The sequence below is a fragment of the Sphingomonas koreensis genome (genome assembly GCF_002797435.1).
Lineage (GTDB): Bacteria > Pseudomonadota > Alphaproteobacteria > Sphingomonadales > Sphingomonadaceae > Sphingomonas > Sphingomonas koreensis.
The window spans coordinates 27,084-44,928 of sequence record NZ_PGEN01000001.1 but is presented as its reverse complement, the minus strand read 5'-3'; the positions used below and the strand labels follow the sequence as shown (position 1 = coordinate 44,928).

At 65.4% G+C, this 17,845-nt stretch carries 17 protein-coding genes and 2 tRNA genes; 9 read left to right on the top strand and 10 right to left on the bottom strand.

The window, feature by feature from the left end; all coding sequences use genetic code 11:
- Positions 1 to 48 precede the first annotated feature (48 nt).
- Entirely contained in the window at positions 49 to 429 is a 381-nt protein-coding gene (locus BDW16_RS00250) for a DoxX family protein (protein ID WP_066579916.1), read from the top strand.
- Between the two features lie 17 nt (positions 430 to 446).
- Entirely contained in the window at positions 447 to 1,532 is a 1,086-nt protein-coding gene (locus BDW16_RS00245) for a hypothetical protein (RefSeq protein ID WP_066579913.1), read from the top strand.
- Positions 1,533 to 1,535: 3 nt separating this feature from the next.
- Here the strand turns inward: BDW16_RS00245 and ettA are convergent, their stop codons facing one another.
- Entirely contained in the window at positions 1,536 to 3,215 is a 1,680-nt protein-coding gene (gene ettA / locus BDW16_RS00240; RefSeq protein WP_066580026.1) for an energy-dependent translational throttle protein EttA, read from the bottom strand.
- Between the two features lie 170 nt (positions 3,216 to 3,385).
- Here ettA and BDW16_RS00235 point away from each other — a divergent pair, with 170 nt between their 5' ends.
- From BDW16_RS00235 to BDW16_RS00225, 3 genes are all read left to right on the top strand, one after another.
- On the top strand, positions 3,386 to 4,744 hold the full coding sequence (locus BDW16_RS00235) for a M28 family peptidase (protein ID WP_066579911.1): 1,359 nt from the start codon (positions 3,386 to 3,388) through the stop codon (positions 4,742 to 4,744).
- A 143-nt stretch (positions 4,745 to 4,887) separates the two neighbouring features.
- Positions 4,888 to 5,115: a hypothetical protein gene (locus BDW16_RS00230; protein WP_066579909.1), complete on the top strand. Its 228-nt coding sequence runs from the start codon at positions 4,888 to 4,890 to the stop codon at positions 5,113 to 5,115.
- A gap of 254 nt (positions 5,116 to 5,369) precedes the next feature.
- Positions 5,370 to 5,705, top strand: a complete 336-nt coding sequence (locus BDW16_RS00225; RefSeq protein ID WP_066579907.1) for a UrcA family protein — start codon at positions 5,370 to 5,372, stop codon at positions 5,703 to 5,705.
- 41 nt (positions 5,706 to 5,746) lie between these two features.
- Here BDW16_RS00225 and BDW16_RS00220 read toward each other — a convergent pair whose 3' ends face one another.
- From BDW16_RS00220 to BDW16_RS00195, 6 genes are all read right to left on the bottom strand, one after another.
- The gene (locus BDW16_RS00220; RefSeq protein ID WP_066579905.1) at positions 5,747 to 6,487 is read right to left on the bottom strand and encodes a LytR/AlgR family response regulator transcription factor; all 741 of its coding nucleotides are present in this window, start codon (positions 6,485 to 6,487) and stop codon (positions 5,747 to 5,749) included.
- A complete protein-coding gene (locus tag BDW16_RS00215; RefSeq protein ID WP_066579903.1) occupies positions 6,477 to 7,565 on the bottom strand; it encodes a sensor histidine kinase in 1,089 nt (362 codons plus the stop codon). The genes BDW16_RS00220 and BDW16_RS00215 overlap by 11 nt, the downstream gene beginning before the upstream one ends.
- 127 nt (positions 7,566 to 7,692) lie before the next feature.
- Positions 7,693 to 7,769, bottom strand: a tRNA-Pro gene (locus BDW16_RS00210).
- 97 nt (positions 7,770 to 7,866) lie between these two features.
- Positions 7,867 to 7,943: transfer RNA gene (locus tag BDW16_RS00205), tRNA-Ile, on the bottom strand.
- A 16-nt stretch (positions 7,944 to 7,959) separates the two neighbouring features.
- Positions 7,960 to 9,012 (bottom strand): polysaccharide deacetylase family protein, encoded by a 1,053-nt coding sequence (locus BDW16_RS00200; RefSeq protein WP_066579901.1) that lies wholly within the window; start codon positions 9,010 to 9,012, stop codon positions 7,960 to 7,962.
- A gap of 9 nt (positions 9,013 to 9,021) precedes the next feature.
- The gene (locus BDW16_RS00195; protein ID WP_066579900.1) at positions 9,022 to 10,833 is read right to left on the bottom strand and encodes a sensor histidine kinase; all 1,812 of its coding nucleotides are present in this window, start codon (positions 10,831 to 10,833) and stop codon (positions 9,022 to 9,024) included.
- A gap of 180 nt (positions 10,834 to 11,013) precedes the next feature.
- On the opposite strand from BDW16_RS00195, the gene BDW16_RS00190 reads away from it, so the two are divergent.
- Complete coding sequence (locus BDW16_RS00190; protein WP_066579899.1) at positions 11,014 to 11,478, top strand: Lrp/AsnC family transcriptional regulator; 465 nt, start codon at positions 11,014 to 11,016, stop codon at positions 11,476 to 11,478.
- 87 nt (positions 11,479 to 11,565) lie between these two features.
- Here BDW16_RS00190 and BDW16_RS00185 read toward each other — a convergent pair whose 3' ends face one another.
- A complete protein-coding gene (locus tag BDW16_RS00185) occupies positions 11,566 to 12,828 on the bottom strand; it encodes a hypothetical protein (RefSeq protein ID WP_066579897.1) in 1,263 nt (420 codons plus the stop codon).
- A gap of 244 nt (positions 12,829 to 13,072) precedes the next feature.
- Here BDW16_RS00185 and gyrA point away from each other — a divergent pair, with 244 nt between their 5' ends.
- Both gyrA and BDW16_RS00175 read left to right on the top strand, forming a co-directional pair.
- Complete coding sequence (gene gyrA / locus BDW16_RS00180) at positions 13,073 to 15,814, top strand: DNA gyrase subunit A (protein WP_066579895.1); 2,742 nt, start codon at positions 13,073 to 13,075, stop codon at positions 15,812 to 15,814.
- A 129-nt stretch (positions 15,815 to 15,943) separates the two neighbouring features.
- The gene (locus BDW16_RS00175; protein ID WP_066579894.1) at positions 15,944 to 16,288 is read left to right on the top strand and encodes a DUF952 domain-containing protein; all 345 of its coding nucleotides are present in this window, start codon (positions 15,944 to 15,946) and stop codon (positions 16,286 to 16,288) included.
- Here BDW16_RS00175 and BDW16_RS00170 read toward each other — a convergent pair.
- On the bottom strand, positions 16,231 to 16,872 hold the full coding sequence (locus tag BDW16_RS00170; RefSeq protein WP_198585752.1) for a LysE family translocator: 642 nt from the start codon (positions 16,870 to 16,872) through the stop codon (positions 16,231 to 16,233). The two genes, BDW16_RS00175 and BDW16_RS00170, sit on opposite strands and share 58 nt — an antisense overlap.
- An 82-nt stretch (positions 16,873 to 16,954) precedes the next feature.
- Here BDW16_RS00170 and BDW16_RS00165 point away from each other — a divergent pair, with 82 nt between their 5' ends.
- On the top strand, positions 16,955 to 17,407 hold the full coding sequence (locus BDW16_RS00165; RefSeq protein ID WP_066579890.1) for an Lrp/AsnC family transcriptional regulator: 453 nt from the start codon (positions 16,955 to 16,957) through the stop codon (positions 17,405 to 17,407).
- On the opposite strand, the gene BDW16_RS00160 is transcribed toward BDW16_RS00165, so the two are convergent.
- Positions 17,404 to 17,835 (bottom strand): DUF488 domain-containing protein, encoded by a 432-nt coding sequence (locus tag BDW16_RS00160; RefSeq protein WP_066579888.1) that lies wholly within the window; start codon positions 17,833 to 17,835, stop codon positions 17,404 to 17,406. The genes BDW16_RS00165 and BDW16_RS00160 overlap by 4 nt on opposite strands.
- Between the last annotated feature and the right edge of the window lie 10 nt (positions 17,836 to 17,845).

Below are 17,845 nucleotides of genomic sequence, written 5' to 3'. Positions count from 1 at the left end.
CACTTGCGCAACGGCGCTCAGCCATTTGCCGCGCAAGGAGACTCTATCATGCCGATCCCTGCCAGCTGGTCCGACAAACTGCTCGCCGTCCTGCGCATCGTCGCGGGGCTTGCCTTTCTTCAGCACGGCACGTCGAAATTCTTCGGCCTGCCGCCCTTTCCCATGCCGCTCAACCCGCTGCTCTATGCGGCTGGCGCGATCGAGCTGGTCGCCGGCGCACTGATCGTGATCGGTCTGTTCACCCGCCCCGTTGCCTTCATCGCGTCGGGCATGTGCGCGGTGGGCTATTGGCTCGCACACGGATCGAAGGGGTTCTTCCCTGCGGCCAATGGCGGCGAAGCGATCCTGCTGTTCACCTTCATCTTCCTGTACCTCGCAGCAGCCGGCGGCGGCGCGTGGAGCGTGGATGCTGCCCGCGGCAGGGCATAAGCGGATTGAGCTGAGACATGACCGGCGGATTCGATCTGCGCCATGACGAAGTCGGCGCCTTCATCAATCTGAAGGCGTTCGCCGATCATATGCCGTTCTGGAAAGCGGGCGCGATCCTGCCGAAATACCAGGAAATCCGCCGGTCAGCGCCGCACCTCTTCCACAGCGGCGATCCGTCGGCAGCGCGGCCGATCTTCATCACCCACCGCTGGGACGATCGCGGCCACCCCGACCCGACAGGCTGGCAGCTCCGGGCGCTGCTCAATCTCGGCCGGCACTATAACTATCAGAATCCCGATATCTGCTTCTGGTACGATTATATGAGCCTGCCCCAGAAGCGTCGGACGGCCGCGGACAGGAAGCTGTTCCAGCGCGGGCTTTCCAACATTCGCCGCACGGTCGGGCGGTGCGCGAATATCTCGCTGATCAGCCGGACCGGATCGAGCCATGAGGACGACCTCGCGGCGATGCTGGAGCGCGGGTGGATCCTGTTCGAGCTCTACATCGCCCGCCGCAACATGAAGGCGTCATTGCCGGTTTTCGAGCGTTCCGGCGGAACGCTTGAGCACGGCCGGATGAACTATTACGGCTGGGACGATATCGTCCCCGAACTCTCGACGATGGTCGCGCCGGACAGCCGCGAGGCTATTCACCAATGGTTCCTCAGCAAGGGAATCACCTGCACCAACGGCAGCGACCTCGCCTATCTTGCCGCGCTCTTGCAGGAAGAGCTTTCGCGCTACGACAGCGACCTGCCCCCTCCCGGCATCGAGTTCGATCAGCCAGTCGATTTCAGCGCGGGCCAGATCGCCCGCTACGCGTTCGTCAACGGATCGAATCTCTCGCACCGCTTCCCCAACCTCTTCATCGAGGATCTGACCTGTTATCAGACGGGTAGCGGCGAAGCGCGCTGGCGCGGCGTCGCCCGGAAGCGGCCGGCGGTGCCGGCACTCGATCTGTGGCTTGCGGTTGCCCAGGATGAGGCGAAGGCCCGGATGGTGGCGGCGGCGACCGGCCGCTCACCCATGTACCCGGGCCTCCACTTCGCCTTCCGCAAGGCTGCGACGGGCGGTCTCGAAATGCTGGTGACGCTGACGCCCTAAGGGTCAGCGGGTCAGCTTCTTATAAGCAAGGCGGGTCGGACGATCCGCCGCATCGCCCAGACGACGCCGCTTGTCTTCCTCATAGGCTTCGAAATTGCCTTCGAACCATTCGACATGGCTGTCGCCTTCGAACGCGAGGATGTGGGTGGCGAGACGGTCGAGGAAGAAGCGATCGTGGCTGATGACCACGGCGCAGCCCGCGAAATTCTCGATCGCCTCTTCCAGCGCGCCAAGCGTTTCGACGTCGAGGTCGTTGGTCGGTTCGTCGAGCAGCAGCACGTTGCCGCCGCGCTTCAGCATCTTGGCGATGTTAACGCGGTTGCGCTCGCCGCCCGACAGCTTGCCGACGTTCTTCTGCTGGTCCTGGCCCTTGAAGTTGAACGCGCCGACATAGGCGCGCGTCGACTGGTCGTGGCCGTTGACCTTCATGTAATCGAGCCCGTCCGAGATTTCCTCCCAGACGTTCTTCGATGGGTCCAGGTGATCGCGGCTTTGGTCGACATAGCCGAGCCGGACAGTGGTCCCGATCTCGATCGTGCCGGAATCCGGCGTTTCCTGGCCGGTGATCAGCTTGAACAGCGTCGACTTGCCCGCGCCGTTCGGCCCGATCACACCGACGATGCCGCCGGCCGGAAGGGTGAAGGAGAGGTTCTCGAACAGCAGCTTGTCACCATAGGCCTTGGAGAGGTTCTCGACCTCGATCACCTTGCCGCCCAGGCGCTCGGGCACCTGGATGACGATCTGGGCCTTGCCCGGCGTGCGCTGCGACTGCTGCTCGACGAGCTGCTCGAAGCGCGTGATACGCGCCTTGGACTTGGTCTGGCGGCCCTTCACGCCGGCACGGATCCACTCCAGCTCGTCCTTGATCGCCTTCTGGCGGCCGGTGGCCTCGCGGTCCTCCTGCTCCAGACGCTTGGCCTTCTTCTCGAGATAGGTCGAGTAGTTGCCTTCGTACGGGAAGTATTTTCCGCGATCGAGCTCGAGGATCCAGTCCACGACGTTGTCGAGGAAGTAGCGGTCGTGGGTGATCATCAGCACCGCGCCGGCATATTCCTTGAGGTGGTTTTCCAGCCACTTGACGCTTTCGGCATCGAGGTGGTTGGTCGGTTCGTCGAGCAGCAGGATCGACGGCTTCTGGATCAGCAGGCGGGTCAGCGCGACGCGGCGCTTTTCACCGCCCGAGAGATTGTCGACGCTCCAGTCGCCCGGCGGGCAGCGCAACGCTTCCATCGCGATCTCGAGCTGGTTGTCGAGGCTCCAGCCATCGACCGCATCGATCTTGGCCTGGAGGTCGCCCATCTCTTCCATCAGGGCGTCGAAATCGGTGTCGTCCTTGGGATCGCCCATCTCGGCCGAGATCGCGTTGAAGCGCTCGACGAGATCGGCGGTCTCGCGCGCGCCATCCTTGACGTTCTCCAGCACCGACTTGCTCGGGTCGAGCTGCGGCTCCTGCTCCAGATAGCCGACGGTGATGTTCTCACCCGGCCATGCCTCGCCGCTGAAGTCCTTGTCGATGCCTGCCATGATCTTGATGAGGGTCGACTTGCCGGCGCCGTTGGGACCGACGATGCCGATCTTGGCACCCTGATAGAATTGCAGGTTGATGTTGCTCAGCACCGGCTTTGGGGCGCCGGGGAAGGTCTTGGTCATGTCCTTCATCACGAAGGCGTATTGGGCGGCCACTGCGGGTCTCCGTTCGTCTGTCTGGGTGTCCGGGAATTTGGCGCCGATGTAGCGATGCACCCGCCGATTGGCAAACCTGTCGCTCGTCGAAAACACGCCGCGCACAGCTTGCCGCCGCCCCGGCCATTCCGTTACCTCACGCCGCAACAATATTTCGGCGGAGGACGTGAATGCGTGTGAAGACCCTGACCCTGGCTGCCGTGCTGAGCCTCCCTCTCCCCGCGCTCGCCCAGATCGATCCGGCGGCGTTGCGCGACGCCGCGCTGAAGGACGAGATCGCCTGGGACATCACCGAAGGGCTCACGACCGAGATCGGCCCGCGCCTTGCCGGGACCGAGGCGGAGGCGCGAGCGCGTGCCTGGTCGGTGAAGAAACTCGCCGCGCTCGGCTTCAGCAATGTCCGCAACGAACCCTTCCGGATGAAGACCTGGGTCCGTGGCGAGGAGACGCTCGAGGTTCTTGCTCCCTTTCCCCAGCCGCTGCGCCTGACCGCCCTGGGCAATTCGGGAGCGACGCCAGCAACCGGGCTGCGCGGCGAGATCGTCTATTTCAAGGACATCGCCGCCCTCCACTCTGCGCCGGACGGAAGCCTGCGCGGGAAGATCGCCTTTGTCAGCCATGACATGACGCGCACGCAGGACGGATCGCAATATGGCGCATTCGGCGCGGTCCGCCGTTCCGGCCCGGCAGTCGCCGCGCGCAAGGGCGCTGCCGCAATCCTGATCCGGTCGGTCGGCACCGACTATCACCGCAACCCGCATGCCGGCGGCACGGGCTTTCCCGAGGGCGTGACGCCGATCCCCGCTGCCGCGCTCTCGATCCCCGATGCGGAGCAGCTTCAGCGCATCCTGAAGCGCCGTCAGCCGGTCAGCGTCAAGCTGACCCTGACCCCAAGACAAGTCGGCATGACCGAATCGGGTAATGTCATCGCCGAAGTGCCGGGCAGCGATCCTGCGGCAGGCTTGGTCGTGGTTGCCTGCCACCTCGACAGCTGGGACCTGGGCACCGGCGCGTTCGACGACGGTGCAGGCTGCGGCATCGTCACCGCGGCGGCCAAGCGGGTCATGGACGCCGGCAAGCCGCGCCGAACGATCCGCATCCTGTGGGCCGGCGCCGAGGAAGTCGGCGTGTTCGGCGGCAAGGCCTATTTCGAGGCGCACAAGGGTGAGAAGCACGCCCTTGCGGCGGAATCGGATTTCGGCGCCGACCGCATCTGGCGTGTCGATTTCAAGCTGCCGGAAAGTGCCAGGGCGGTGGGCGATCGGGTCGCTGCGGTGCTTTCGACCCTGGGAATCAGCCGTGGACGCGATCCCGCGAGCGGCGGGGCCGATGTTGCCGCGCTGGTCGCATCCGGCGTCGCTGGCATCGACCTGCAACAGGACGGCAGCCGCTATTTCGACCTGCACCACACCCCCGACGACACGCTCGACAAGATCGATCCGTCACAGTTGCGCCAAAATGTCGCGGCATGGACGGCAATGCTCGCGGTGGTCGCCAACGCACCCGAGGAAATCGGTGCCACGCAATGACGCACCGCGTCATTTCGGCTCGCCGCAAAGCTTGCTGTCCGATGAATTCCCATTGACGGCGGCGTAACGGGCGTTATTCCGACTAACTCGCACGGCAATCGGGCCGCCGCGAACCGAATAATTTTTGCTTGGGAGCAAAACGAATGAAGAAGGTCCTCATCGTCGCTGCCGCGACCGGCCTGATGTCGCTCGCCGCTTGCGGTGGCACGCCTGCTGCGAACAACACCGTCGAGAACGTCGCTGAGTCGCTCGAGAACGGCGCTGACATGCTGGCCGCTGACGGCGCGAACGCTGCGAACGAAGTCGGCGCGATGCTCGACAACGCCAGCGAGACGCTCGACAACGTTGCTGCCGGCAACGTCGCCGAGTAATCGGATCCGTTCTTCCTGGGCTCGCAAGGGCCCGGTCGAATCGAAAGGGCGCTCCTCACGGGGCGCCCTTTTTCGTTGTCCGCTACAGGAGCACGGGCAATGTTTGTCGCCGACGATCGGTCGTTCGTCGCATCGAACGGTTTCGGTGGACGCGGCTCTGCCTCTTATCGAGCATCGATAGCCCGCCAGACGGCCCGGACGTAGCAGGTCTTCAGCGTTCGATCAGAACGCGCCCTGCAACCCCGGAGTGACCCATGTTGTCCAATCTCGCCCGCGCGGCCGTTGTCGCCGCCGCGCTCGCCGCCGCAGCCCCGGCTATCGCCGAAGGCGCGAAGTCCGTGAAGGTCTCATACGCGGATCTCAATCTCTCCAGCGCACCGGGCAAGGCCGCGCTCGATCACCGCATCGCGCGCGCAGCCGATCGTGTGTGCCGCGTAGGCCATGAACGGGATTTGAGGCTTGAGGCCGCAGCCAAGCGCTGCGCCGCCGATACGCGTGACTCGGCTCAGCCAGCCATCGAACTCGCCTACCGCAAGGCCGCCAACCGGCAGCTCGCGGCGCGGGATATGAGTGTCACTGTAGCACCCTGACATTCATCCACCTGCCCTGCCCGCCGCGCCGGCGGGCAGGGCTATTTTGCCATGATCGCCTTGGCCGCGGCCTGATAGGTCCGCCCGATGCGCACCAGCTCGCCATCAGCGAGTTCGGCGTGCCACACGCCGAGGCCGTCATGCCTGAGCTTTGCGATCCGATCCTTGCGGACGATCGTCGACCGGTGAAGCCGAATGAAGTGATCGGGGTCCAGCCGTCGTTCGAGCTCGCTGATCGTCTGATGGATCAGATAACTGCGCCCACCGACACCCAGCCGCATATAGTCGCGCTCGGCGTCCACCCGCTCGATATCGCTTGCACTCACGCGCACCATTTCCGAGCGGTGCGGCACCCAGAATTCCTCGATCCATCGCGAACTGGCGGGTTGCGGGTCCGCACGCGCCCGTCCGGCGGCTTCGACCGCACGGCCGATCGCGCGTGCCAGACGCTCCGCGCTGACCGGCTTGAGCACATAGTCCACCGCCGCGACATCGAACGCCGCGACAGCGTGCTGCTCGAACGCCGTGCAGAAGATCACCGCCGGCCGGTGCGCAGCTTCGGATAGTGCCGAAGCGACCCCGATCCCGTCGCGGTGCGGCATGGCGATGTCCAGCAGCACGAGATCGGGCGCCAGCGCGTCGATCAGGCGCAACGCCGCATCGCCGTCCGCCGCCGTGCCGATCAAGTCGATTTCGGGAATTCCCGCGCACAGGATCTGCATCCGCTCGACGGCGAGCGGCTCGTCGTCGACGATCAGCGTACGCAGCCGCTCAGCAGCCATTATGAACCAGCGGCATCGTCAGCATCGCCGTGAAACCGCCCTCCGCGCGCTTGCCAGCGGTCAGCCACGCCGCTTCGCCGAACCGAGCGGTCAGCCGGTCGCGTACGTTGCGTAGCCCAACCCCGGTCCCGTTCGGTGCCCTGGCACCGTCGCCGTCATCGCTCACCGTTACCTCCAGAGCGCCATCGTTAACCCGTGCACGCACGCAAATCTGCACCGGCCGGCGGGCAGGCGCGACCCCGTATTTGATCGCATTCTCGATCAGGGGTTGCAGGATCAGCCCCGGCACACAGGCATTGGCCGCCGCCGGATCGATCTCGAAACGCGCCTGGAGCCGTTCGGGGAACCGCACCGCCTCGATTTCAAGGTAGAGTTTCTGCACCGCAATCTCGTCGGCCAGCGGCACATCGTCGGTCGGCTCGCTCGCCAGGCTGGCGCGAAAGAAATTGGACAGGTTCAGGATCATCGCTTCGGCGTCTTCGCGCTTGCCCGACATGACGAGCGCGGAGATCGAATTGAGCGTGTTGAACAGGAAGTGCGGATTGACCTGATAGCGCAACGCCCGCAGCTCCGCAGTCTGCGCCGCGGCGCGCAAGCGCGCGGTCTCGCGCTCCGACGCGCGTACCGCGCCGGCATAGGACAGAGCGAGGTAGAACACCGACCAGGAGAGGAAGAAGAAGTACCAGGCGAGCGCATTTTCCGCGATCAGATCCGCCGGTTTCTCCACTTTCTTCTTGTGGTGATCCTCCTGCTTCTGCAGCTCCGGCGGCTTGGGATCGACGACGTAGAAGGACAGATAGTTGACGGTGGAATAGGCCGTGGCGGCGACCGCGGAAAACAGGAACGCCGCGGCGACGCGGACACGCAGCGTGTGGTGACAGAACAGGCGCAGGACGCGATAGAGCAGATAGGTGAAACCGATCCCGAACAGGCTCACCCACGCCCTGTTGTCGAGCATCAGCCAGAAGCCGTCATAGCCCATGATCCACGACCGCAGCGTGATGCTGACATAATAGAATACCCAGAAAGCGATGATCGACAGCACCGCAATCCGCTGCGGCACGGTGAAGGGCGTCATGTCTCGGTGATTCTCTGCGGCCATTCGAGACCCTAACGCGATGGTTGCTGAAGAAACCATGTGCTGCGGCGCTGCTGGTCGAACGCCATGGCACGCTAGTCGAAATCAGGCGCAGTCGTCACGATAATGGTCGGGGAGACAGGATTCGAACCTGCGACATCCTGCTCCCAAAGCAGGCGCGCTACCAGACTGCGCCACTCCCCGACGCCGGGCGCGGTTAAGCGTTTCAGCTCCGCAGCACAAGGCCCGACGCGGTAAAACCCATCATAAGCCAATAACTGAGACACCGCCCACATGCCGCTGGTGGGCCCGGCAGGACTTGAACCCGCAACCTAGCCGTTATGAGCGGCCAGCTCTAACCAATTGAGCTACAGGCCCCCAGCGCCCCCCGCGCTTAAGGGCGAACGCTGCGTCCGGCAAGCGCTGCGCGATTCAGCGCATCGAGGATTTCATCATGCGAGGCGGAGGCGATGCCGAGCTTCGCGAGCAGACCGAACGCCGCATCCCACCAGGCGTGAAACGCACGCAGATCGGCAACGTCGCGCACATAGGGCGTATAGCCGGGCGCAGCAGAGGGCGAATGATAGGAGAAGAGCAGCATGCGCGCGCCCTCTCCCGCCGCAATCCGGATCGCCTCCAGCGCCAGTCCGACGGGCATTTCCTCGGGAGTCAGCGCGACCCGCGCCAGCAGCCCCAGCCGCGCCGCCACGCCGCGCCCGCGGGGGACATGTCCCAATGCACCATATAGGCCTGCACCGCCCGACCGTGCAGCTCCGGTATAGATCGTCGTCAGCGGCAGCTCCGCCAGCTCGCCTTCGCCGGTCCAGAATCCGTGATTGCCGATCGCGGTGAAATCGGGACCACCCTCCGCCGAATAATCGTAGCCCGATCGCATCGAGGTATCGACACGATAGCCCTCCGCCGCCAGCAGCGAGAGCGAGTTGGAACCGATCCCGTATCGCCCCGCGCGAAACATCACCGGCCGCCGGCCAAAGGCCGATGCGATCGCACCGGTCAGGACCGAGAGCTTGGCAGCTTCCAGTTCGCGCGGCAGATTGCCCACGAAACTGTTGAGCGGCACCACCGCTTCATCGAACGGCGGATTGACCCATGGGTGAAGCTGGGTGCCGATCGCCGAGCGCCCGTCATCGAGCAGGCCACGCAGGATCTCGACCGACATGGGACAGGTGACGATAGGATGATCGACCATATAGGTCGCAGGGACGCCGTGCGCTGCGAACAGCGCGTGCATCTCAGGCAGCGCGCGCATCGCCTGCGTCGCGCGATTCTCGCGACGCAGCGGTTGCGACCAGTCGAATTCCTCTTCGGTATCGACGAACACGGTAAAGCGCGTGCCGAACGACTCCGGCCACACGATCGCATCGTCCTGCGCCGGCGCAGGCACGCGATATCCCCGCCCCTCGGCACCCCCTTGTCCCGTTCCCATGCCGGGTCTCTAGCGCACTTGCTCCAAAGACTTAGTTACCGCCGCCGGAAGGCGGATCGTCAGGCTTTCAGGCGCGATCACGAGCGACCCGGAAAGCTCGCGCGTCAGGTTCCGGATCAACCGCAGCGCAAAGCCGGTACCCAGCAGCGCGGCCTCCTCGCATTCATCGTCGATCGCGAAGATCGCCTCGCCCGGATAGGCCGCCAGCGCCCGGGGCCGGTCGAAATCGATCGCGACCATATCATTCTCGGCCGTCAAGCGAACTGCGATCCGCTCGCCCTCGCCCGCCGCCGACAACAGGGTCGCCAGCGTGCGCGAAAGCAGCCGCTCGATCGCGCGCGCGTCTCCAGCCACTGCCAGCTCATCTGCCGGCAGTGCGACATCGGCACCGCGCGTCACCGCCAGCGGCCCCAGCTCGTCCGCCACCCGGTCGAACACGGGCTGCAACGCCACCTCCCCTGGATGAAGGCGCAGGGCCGAGGCGTCGATCCGGGCCGCAATGTCGAGATCGTCGATCGCTGCCAGAAGCGCGCGCGCGCGATCTCGAATCAGCGCTGCGCGTTCGCGATAGACGGGCGCGGCTTCACCCAGGATCTCGCGCTCGATCAGTTCGGAAAAGCCCGCGATGGCATTGGTAGGCGTACGCAGCTCGTGCATCAGCTGGCGCAGTGAATCCGCGCCACGCGTACCGCCAGCCTTCACCGCGGTCTCATCGGCGCGCGGACGGCGGGCCGTTCCGCGGTAGCCGATGAAACGGCCGCTTGCCGGGTCGAACGCGGCATTGGCAGAGATTCGCCAGTCACCGCCGGCATCGCTGTCGCCCGCGACGAACAGCCGCGCTCCGGAAAAGCGTGCACGCTGACGGAGCGCCCCGGCAGCAACGCCATCGACCCTCGATCCGTCCGGCATCGCGGTCATGTCGAGCGAAAGTCCGATCAGCGGGCTACGCGAAATGCCGTCGACCCAGCGGATAACACCCTGCGCGTCGGTCTCGAAGCGGAACCCGCTGGCACGTTTGGCACGTTCGGCCGGCCTCGCCGCCACGGGACGTTCGGGCTGGCGCGTGTAGAAGGCGTCGATCCGCGCGACGACATCGGCGATCTCGAACGGACCGTCCGGTCCCCCCTGGCCTTCCGATGGAAGCCCGGCCTCTCCCGCACCATCCTTGCGCTGGGTCTTGATCAGGTCGCCGCGCAATGCCGCCGGCTTCTGCGCCTCGCCATCCGCCGCCTGCTGGAGGGCAGCGGCGACCAGCGGGATCCCCATCGCGGCGACTCCAACGGGCACGAACGGCGAAGCCGGCGCCATCACAGCGGCTTCGGCCGGAACCTCATCGACCGATTCGGGCATGGCTGGACCAGGCGCCGGAGCCGCTTCGCTCACCGCCGCCACTTCCGTACCCAGCACGAAATCCGCGGCACGGAATCCCTCGAGCGCACTGCCGACACCCACGGGCAGATCGCGCCGCCCGCGAAGCACGCCGCGTGCTGGAGCCGAGAGGTACGGCAGCAGTTCGATCCATTCGCCAGAGCTCAGGCGGGCCGTGCGCAGAATCGGCGCGGCGACCGCAATCTCGTCCACCGCGCAGAGCTGCACCAGCGCCGCTGGCGGCTCAGCCATTTCGAGCGACCGGGCACTGGTAATCCGCACCGCGAGCGGCACGTCGCCGCGAATCGATTCGAGCAGTTCGATCGCACGCGGATCGTCCGGGATTCGCCGGCGGCCGATCAGGTCGACCAGCTGACGCCAGGCGGAAGCCTTGCCGAATGCGGTCGAGACATCCGCTGCCAGCACCGTTTCAAGGGTATCGTCGAACCGCACCGATTTGTCGTTCCCACCCGTTGAAAAGCCTGCCGTAATCAAACCTTAACGCGGCGCGGCGCCGGCGCAAACTGGTGATTTCGGGACGTCGCATAGTGGGACAATTGCGCTTGCGCGTAATTATCTTATGTGTACGGGACACATGACGACTGTTGCTGTCGCGTTATAGGGGAATGGTGCATGGCTTTTGACGAGATCGACCGGCAGATCATGGCGCATCTTCAGGCCGATGGCCGGATGACCAATGTCGATCTGGCCGACCGTGTCGGCCTCACCGCGCCGCCCTGCCTGCGCCGCGTCCGCACGCTGGAAGAAAAGGGCGCGATCCGCGGCTATCACGCCGATCTCGATCCGGTCTGGCTTGGCTATACGATCACTGTCTTCGCGATGGTCAGTCTCAAGAGCCAGGCCGAAACCGATCTGGAGGCGTTCGAATCGCACGTCGCGAGCATCCCGGAAATCCGCGAATGCTACATGCTCAACGGCGATATCGACTTCATCCTCAAGATCGTCGCCAAGGATCTCAGCAGCTTCCAGCAGTTCCTGACCACCAAGCTGACCACGGCGCCCAACGTCGCGCACGTCCGGACCTCGCTCACCATCCGCTCGTCCAAGTCACTTCCAGGCGTTCCGGTCGAACCCTGAACCGCCTGTCCAGGGCGACTGGAGACATGCGAAAAAGGGGCGGCCCGGCGGCCGCCCCTTTCCTTTTGCTTCGTGATGCAGCGGCCTTCAGGCCAGCGGCAGATCGAGCCAGGTGGTCCAGAACTTCGCGATCTCGCCGCGCGGCGTGCCCGTGACGGCAGCGAACGCCGTCTTCGCTTCGGCCTTCTGGCCCGACAGCGCGAGCGCGATGCCCAGGCGCGTGTTCACGACATTGGCGTCCACGCCACCCTTCTGAAGCGCGAGGCGGTACAGCTCGACTGCCTTGGGGTAGTTGCGCGTGCCGAGATAGGCGTCGCCGGTCTGCTGCGCGACGTTGCCCTTGGGGGCGGCAGCCGCACGCTTCTCCTCGGTCGCCAGCGGAACCTCCGCCTTCTCCTGCGCGCTCGCCGTGGTGTAGAGCTGGTTGATCGCAGCGTTGGTCTTGGTCACCTTGCCGCTCGCCCGGCCCTCGTCGATCACCGACTTGACCTCGCCCGGCAGACCGCGGCGCTGTGCGACATCGGCATATTGCAGATAGTCGCTCTCGCCGCCCATCGCCTTCGACGCACGCATCAGGCGCAGCACGTCGAGCCGCTGATCCGGGTCGAGCTGAACGCCCTTGTCCTGGAGCTGCTCGAGATAGATGAGCATCGACGAACGCCATGCCTCCGGGCTCGGATAAGCAGCGATCTGACGGCCCAGCCAGTCGGCGGCCGCAGCCTTGTTGCCCGAGGTGTAGAGCTTGGACACGACCAGCTTGTACCAGTTCTCCGGCGCCTTGCGGCCCGCGGCTTCCTCGGCCTTGATCGCAGTGTCGATGCTGGCGATGCCCGCGTCGCGCTGGCCCGCATCGAACTGCGTTTGCGCGATCAGCAGGGTCATGTTCATGCCATTGGGCACATAGCCCAGCTCACGCGCCTTGGTAAAATAGGCCAGCGCATCCGCCGGCTTCTTCGCCTTGCTGGCGAAGTCGCCGCGGAAGAAGTTGAACCGGCCGCGATCGGCCTGCGGAGTCTTGGGGTTGGCGATCAGCGCGTCGAGCGCGGTGATCGTGCTCGGCGTGTCGTTGGTGTTCGCTGCGGCCTGCAGGCGGAAGTTCGCTGCAAAGAACTTCTCGTCTTCGGTCTTCGCGACCGCGTCGAGCGCGTCGATCTGGGCCTTCACACCGGCCCAGTCCTTGGCCTCTGCAAGCTTCTGGATTTCAGCGGCCGGCTTGCGGAACTCGGCGCTGAGCTTGAGATCCTGGGCCTTCTCGTCCTTCTTCTGTGCCAGTGCCGGGGTGAACCCGGTGGCGGCCGGGACGCCGGCCAGGAGCACTGCAGCCAACGCGGCTTTGGAAACAGACTTCATTCGGGACTCTCCTTACGCGGATGCGCGTAACAAATTGGCTCGCAACCGCTCTAGTAATCCGCCTCGCCGGGTCAAGGCGCAGCGCGTCATTTCAACCCTCGGTTGCGCGCGCTGAACGCACATTGAACGCCTTCGATCCCGGCATGCCCCTCACGCGCGTGCGCACGCGCGCGGGCTTGGCAGGTGGCCGCCGCCTCGCTAGAGCGGTCACAACTCTGAAACAACCCTTCGAAAGCCCAAAGATTTGACCGACGAGACCGTCCTCGCGGACCCTTCCGATATCACGCCCATCTCGATCGTCGATGAGATGAAGACGAGCTACCTCGATTACGCGATGAGCGTGATCGTGGCGCGCGCGCTTCCGGACGTCCGCGACGGCCTCAAGCCGGTCCACCGTCGAATCCTCTACGCGGCGCAGGAGGGCGGCTATCTGCCCGGGCGCGCCTATCGCAAGTCCGCCCGCCTGGTCGGTGACGTGATGGGTAAATATCACCCGCACGGCGACAGCTCGATCTATGACGCGATGGCGCGTATGGCCCAGGACTGGGCGATGCGCGTGCCGCTGATCGATGGTCAGGGCAATTTCGGATCGATGGACCCTGATCCGCCCGCCGCGATGCGTTACACCGAAGCGCGCCTGGCCAAGGTCGCGATGTCGCTGCTCGACGATATCGACAAGGACACGGTCGATTTCCAGGACAACTATGACGGCTCCGAAAGCGAGCCTACGGTCCTGCCCGCGCGCTACCCCAATCTGCTGGTCAACGGCGCGGGCGGCATCGCGGTCGGCATGGCGACCAACATCCCGCCGCACAACCTTGGCGAAGTGATCGACGCCTGCCTTGCGTACATGGACAATGGCGCGGTGAGCATCGAGGAGCTGATGGAGATCGTCCCCGGTCCCGACTTCCCGACCGGCGCGATGATCCTTGGCCGATCAGGCTGCCGCAGCGCCTATCAGACCGGCCGTGGTTCGATCATCGTGCGTTCGCGCCACACCTTCGAGCAGCGCGGCGAGCGCCGATCGATCGTGCTCACCGAAATTCCCTACCAGCAGGGCAAGAACGCGCTGGTCGAGAAGATCGCCGAGGCCGCGAAGGAAAAGCGGGTCGAGGGCGTCAGCGACATTCGCGACGAATCGAGCCGCGAGGGCGTTCGCATCGTCATCGACCTGAAGCGCGACGCGACCCCCGAAGTCGTGCTCAACCAGATCTGGCGCAACACGCCGGCGCAGTCGAGCTTCCCGGCGAACATGCTCGCGATCCGCGGCGGCCGCCCCGAACTGCTCAACCTGCGCGACATCGTCGAGGCGTTCGTCAAGTTCCGCGAGCAGGTCATCACCCGCCGTTCGAAATTCGAACTCGCCAAGGCGCGCGACCGGGCGCACATCTTGCTCGGCCTGGTGATCGCGGTCACCAACCTCGATGAGGTCGTCCGGATCATCCGCAGCTCGTCCAGCCCGGTCGCGGCACGCGAAGCGCTGCTGATGCGCGAATGGCCGATCGCGGAGATCGCGCCCTATATCCGCCTGGTCGAAGCGGTCGAGACCGAGGTGACCGGCGAGGCCTATCGCCTGTCGGACATTCAGGTCCGCGCGATCCTCGACCTGCGTCTGCACCGTCTCACCGCGCTCGGCCGCGACGAGATCGGCGACGAACTCAAGGAACTCGCCGATTCGATCGCCGAGCTGCTCGAAATCCTCGCCAACCGCGCCAAGCTCTACGAGGTTCTGCGCGAGGAACTGGTCGCGGTCCGCGACCAATACGCCACCCCGCGCCGTACCGAGATCGCGCCCGCCGCCGACGGCATCGAGGACGAGGATCTGATCGAGCGCGAGGACATGGTCGTCACCGTGACCATGCAGGGCTATATCAAGCGCACCACGCTCGACACCTTCCGCGCCCAGGCGCGCGGCGGCAAGGGCCGCGCCGGCATGGCGACCAAGGACGAGGATGTCGTGACGGAGCTGTTCGTCACCTCCACCCACACGCCCGTCCTGTTCTTCTCGACCCTGGGCAAGGTCTACCGGATGAAGGTGTGGAAGCTGCCCGAGGGCGGCCCCGCCACCCGCGGCCGGCCGATGATCAACCTGCTCCCGCTCGCGGCGGGCGAGACCATCTCGACCGTGCTTCCGCTGCCCGAGGACGAGGCTGAGTGGGGCAAGCTCCACGTCATGTTCGCGACCGCCAAGGGATCGGTCCGCCGCAACTCGATGGACGCGTTCACCAACGTGCCGTCGAACGGCAAGATCGCGATGAAGTTCGAGGGCGAGGACGAGGACGATCGCCTGATCGGCGTCGCCCTGCTCGACGAGAGCGACGACGTCCTGCTCGCCACCCGCCAGGGCAAGGCGATCCGCTTCCCCGGCGATGACGTCCGCGAGTTTCAGAGCCGGAACTCCACCGGCGTCCGCGGCATGCGGCTGGCGCAGGGGGACGAGGTCATCTCGCTCTCGATCCTCCACAAGGCGGGCATCAAGGACCAGGAAGAGCGCGACGACTATTTGCGCCACGCCCCGTGGAAGGCCGACAAGGACAGCGAACCGCAGATGACGCCTGAGCGCTTCGAGGAGCTGAAGGCGAAGGAGCAGTTCATCCTCACCGTCTGCGCGAACGGCTATGGCAAGCTGTCGTCCGCCTATGAATATCGCCGCACCGGCCGTGGCGGTCAGGGCATCACCAATATCGACAACATCGCCCGCAACGGTCTTGTCGTCGCCAGCTTCCCCGCGACTCAGGCGCATCAGCTGATGCTCGTCACCGATCAGGCGAAGATGATCCGCCTGCCGCTGACCAGCCTGCGTGTCATCGGTCGCGGTTCGGCGGGCGTGCGCCTGTTCAACGTCGCCGACAACGAGCATGTCGTCTCCGCGGCCCGGATCGAAGAGCCCGAGGATGAGGAGACGGTTGCCGTCGAAGGCGAGGGCCCGGAATCGCCCGACGCGACGTCTGCCACCGACGTCGCGGATCCGGAAGGCAACGCGTAATCCCAAACCGTCACCCCGGCCTTGTGCCGGGGTCCACCGCTCGGCAAGCGGTGGGATCGAGCCTCCTGCCCATCGGTTGCGTCACCGTGGATCCCGGCACAAGGCCGGGATGACGCCGGAGTGAGAGCCATGCACGCTACCACCGCCTACAAGGTTCTGACCGCCGACCAGATGACCGCGGTCGAGACTGGAACGTTCGAAGGCGCGCCGGTCGATCTGGCCGACGGCTACATCCACCTGTCCACCCGCGACCAGCTCACCGAGACGGTCGACAAGCATTTCGCGGGGCAGAGCGACCTCTGGGTCGCCGCCGTCGATCTCGATGCGCTGGGCGATGCGGTAAAGTGGGAAGTCTCGCGCGGCGGCGCGGAATTCCCGCACCTCTACGGCCGGCTCACGCTCGAGACGGTGATCGCCTATTCCCCGCTCGAACGCGAAGACGACGGCACGGTCAGGCTGCCGGTCGCGGGCTGAGCCACGGTCGGGTAGAGCGACGCGACCAGCAGCACCGCCGCGGCGATGTTGAACATCCGCAGCCGCCGCCGGTCGCCCAGCCAGCGGCGCAGCTTCACGCCCATCACCGCCCAGACGCCCACGCACGGCAGGTTCACCGCGCCGAACAGCCCCGCCACCAGCGCCAGCCCGATCCATGGCTCGACCGGCGGCAGATAGACCGTCACCCCGGTCAGCGCCATCGTCCACGCCTTGGGATTGACCCACTGGAACAGCGCCGCCTGCACGAAGGTCAGCGGTCGTCCGGCGGCGTCACCCTCGCCCGGCGGCGCAGCCGTGGCGACCTTCCAGGCGAGATAGAGCAGATAGGCGACGCTCACCCATTTCAGCACCTCATGCGCCACCGGGTAGCGTGCGAACAGTTCCGCCAGCCCCAGCCCGACCAGCACGATCATTAGCACGAAGCCGATCGAGACGCCCAGCATGTGCGGCACCGTGCGGCGAAGCCCGAAATTGGTGCCCGACGTCATCAGCATCAGGTTGTTCGGCCCCGGCGTGATCGAGGAAACGAAGGCGAAGACGCTCAGCGCCGGTAGGGTCTGCATCCACAACATTGCGCAAGAATATGCGATATCCCACCGAATGAGCTTGCAAAGTCACCTGATCTAGCGTGACAATCTGCAATATATGACCGATTTCGACGCCATAGATCGTAATATATTGCACGAACTGACAGCAAATGCGCGGATCACCAATCTCGCGCTTGCCGAGCGAGTCGGCCTCTCGCCCTCGGCCTGCCTGCGCCGCGTTCAGGATCTCGAGCGGATCGGCGTCATCAAGGGCTATCGCGCGATCCTCGACCAGGCCGCGCTCGGGATCAGCTTCACTGCCTATATCGCGGTCGGCCTGTCGCGCCACACCAAGAGCGAGCAACAGGATTTCGAACGCGCGATCGACGCCGCGCCCGAAGTCCGCGAGTGCCACAATGTGACCGGCACGATCGAATATCTGCTGCGCGTCGAGGTCAAGGACCTCGCATCCTACAAGCGCTTCCACACCGACGTGCTCGGCGCCCTGCCCCAGGTCTCGACGCTGACCTCGTACATCGTGATGGGATCGCCCAAGGACGAACGGGCCTAAGGAATCAGGTCGACGACTTCCGCCCCCTCACCCTCCGCAGCGATCAACAGCGTGCGGTGGCACATGGCCGGGTCGCGCTCGAAGCAGAGCAGCGCACTCGGCGCCTCCGCGATCAGCGCACGCATCTGCGCGGCCTGAGCCTGAGCTTCGGGCAGGTCGAGCTGACCGGCATAGACCGCTTCCAGCGTCACCCGGTCCCCCTTTTTCGCCGCGTCGCGCCCCGGCTTGGGCGTACCCAGCGCCTTGAGGTGGACATAGCCGATGCCATGCTCCTTCAGCGTCGCAGCGAGCGTGGCCTTGGAGAAGCCCGGCCGGCGCGAGAGCGGCAGCTGGCGGACGTCGATCACCTGGCGCACCCCTGCCCCTTCGAGCGCAGCGAGGAAGCTCTCCATCGTCGCGCCCTCATAGCCGATGGTGAAGACCTTCATTCCGCTGCTC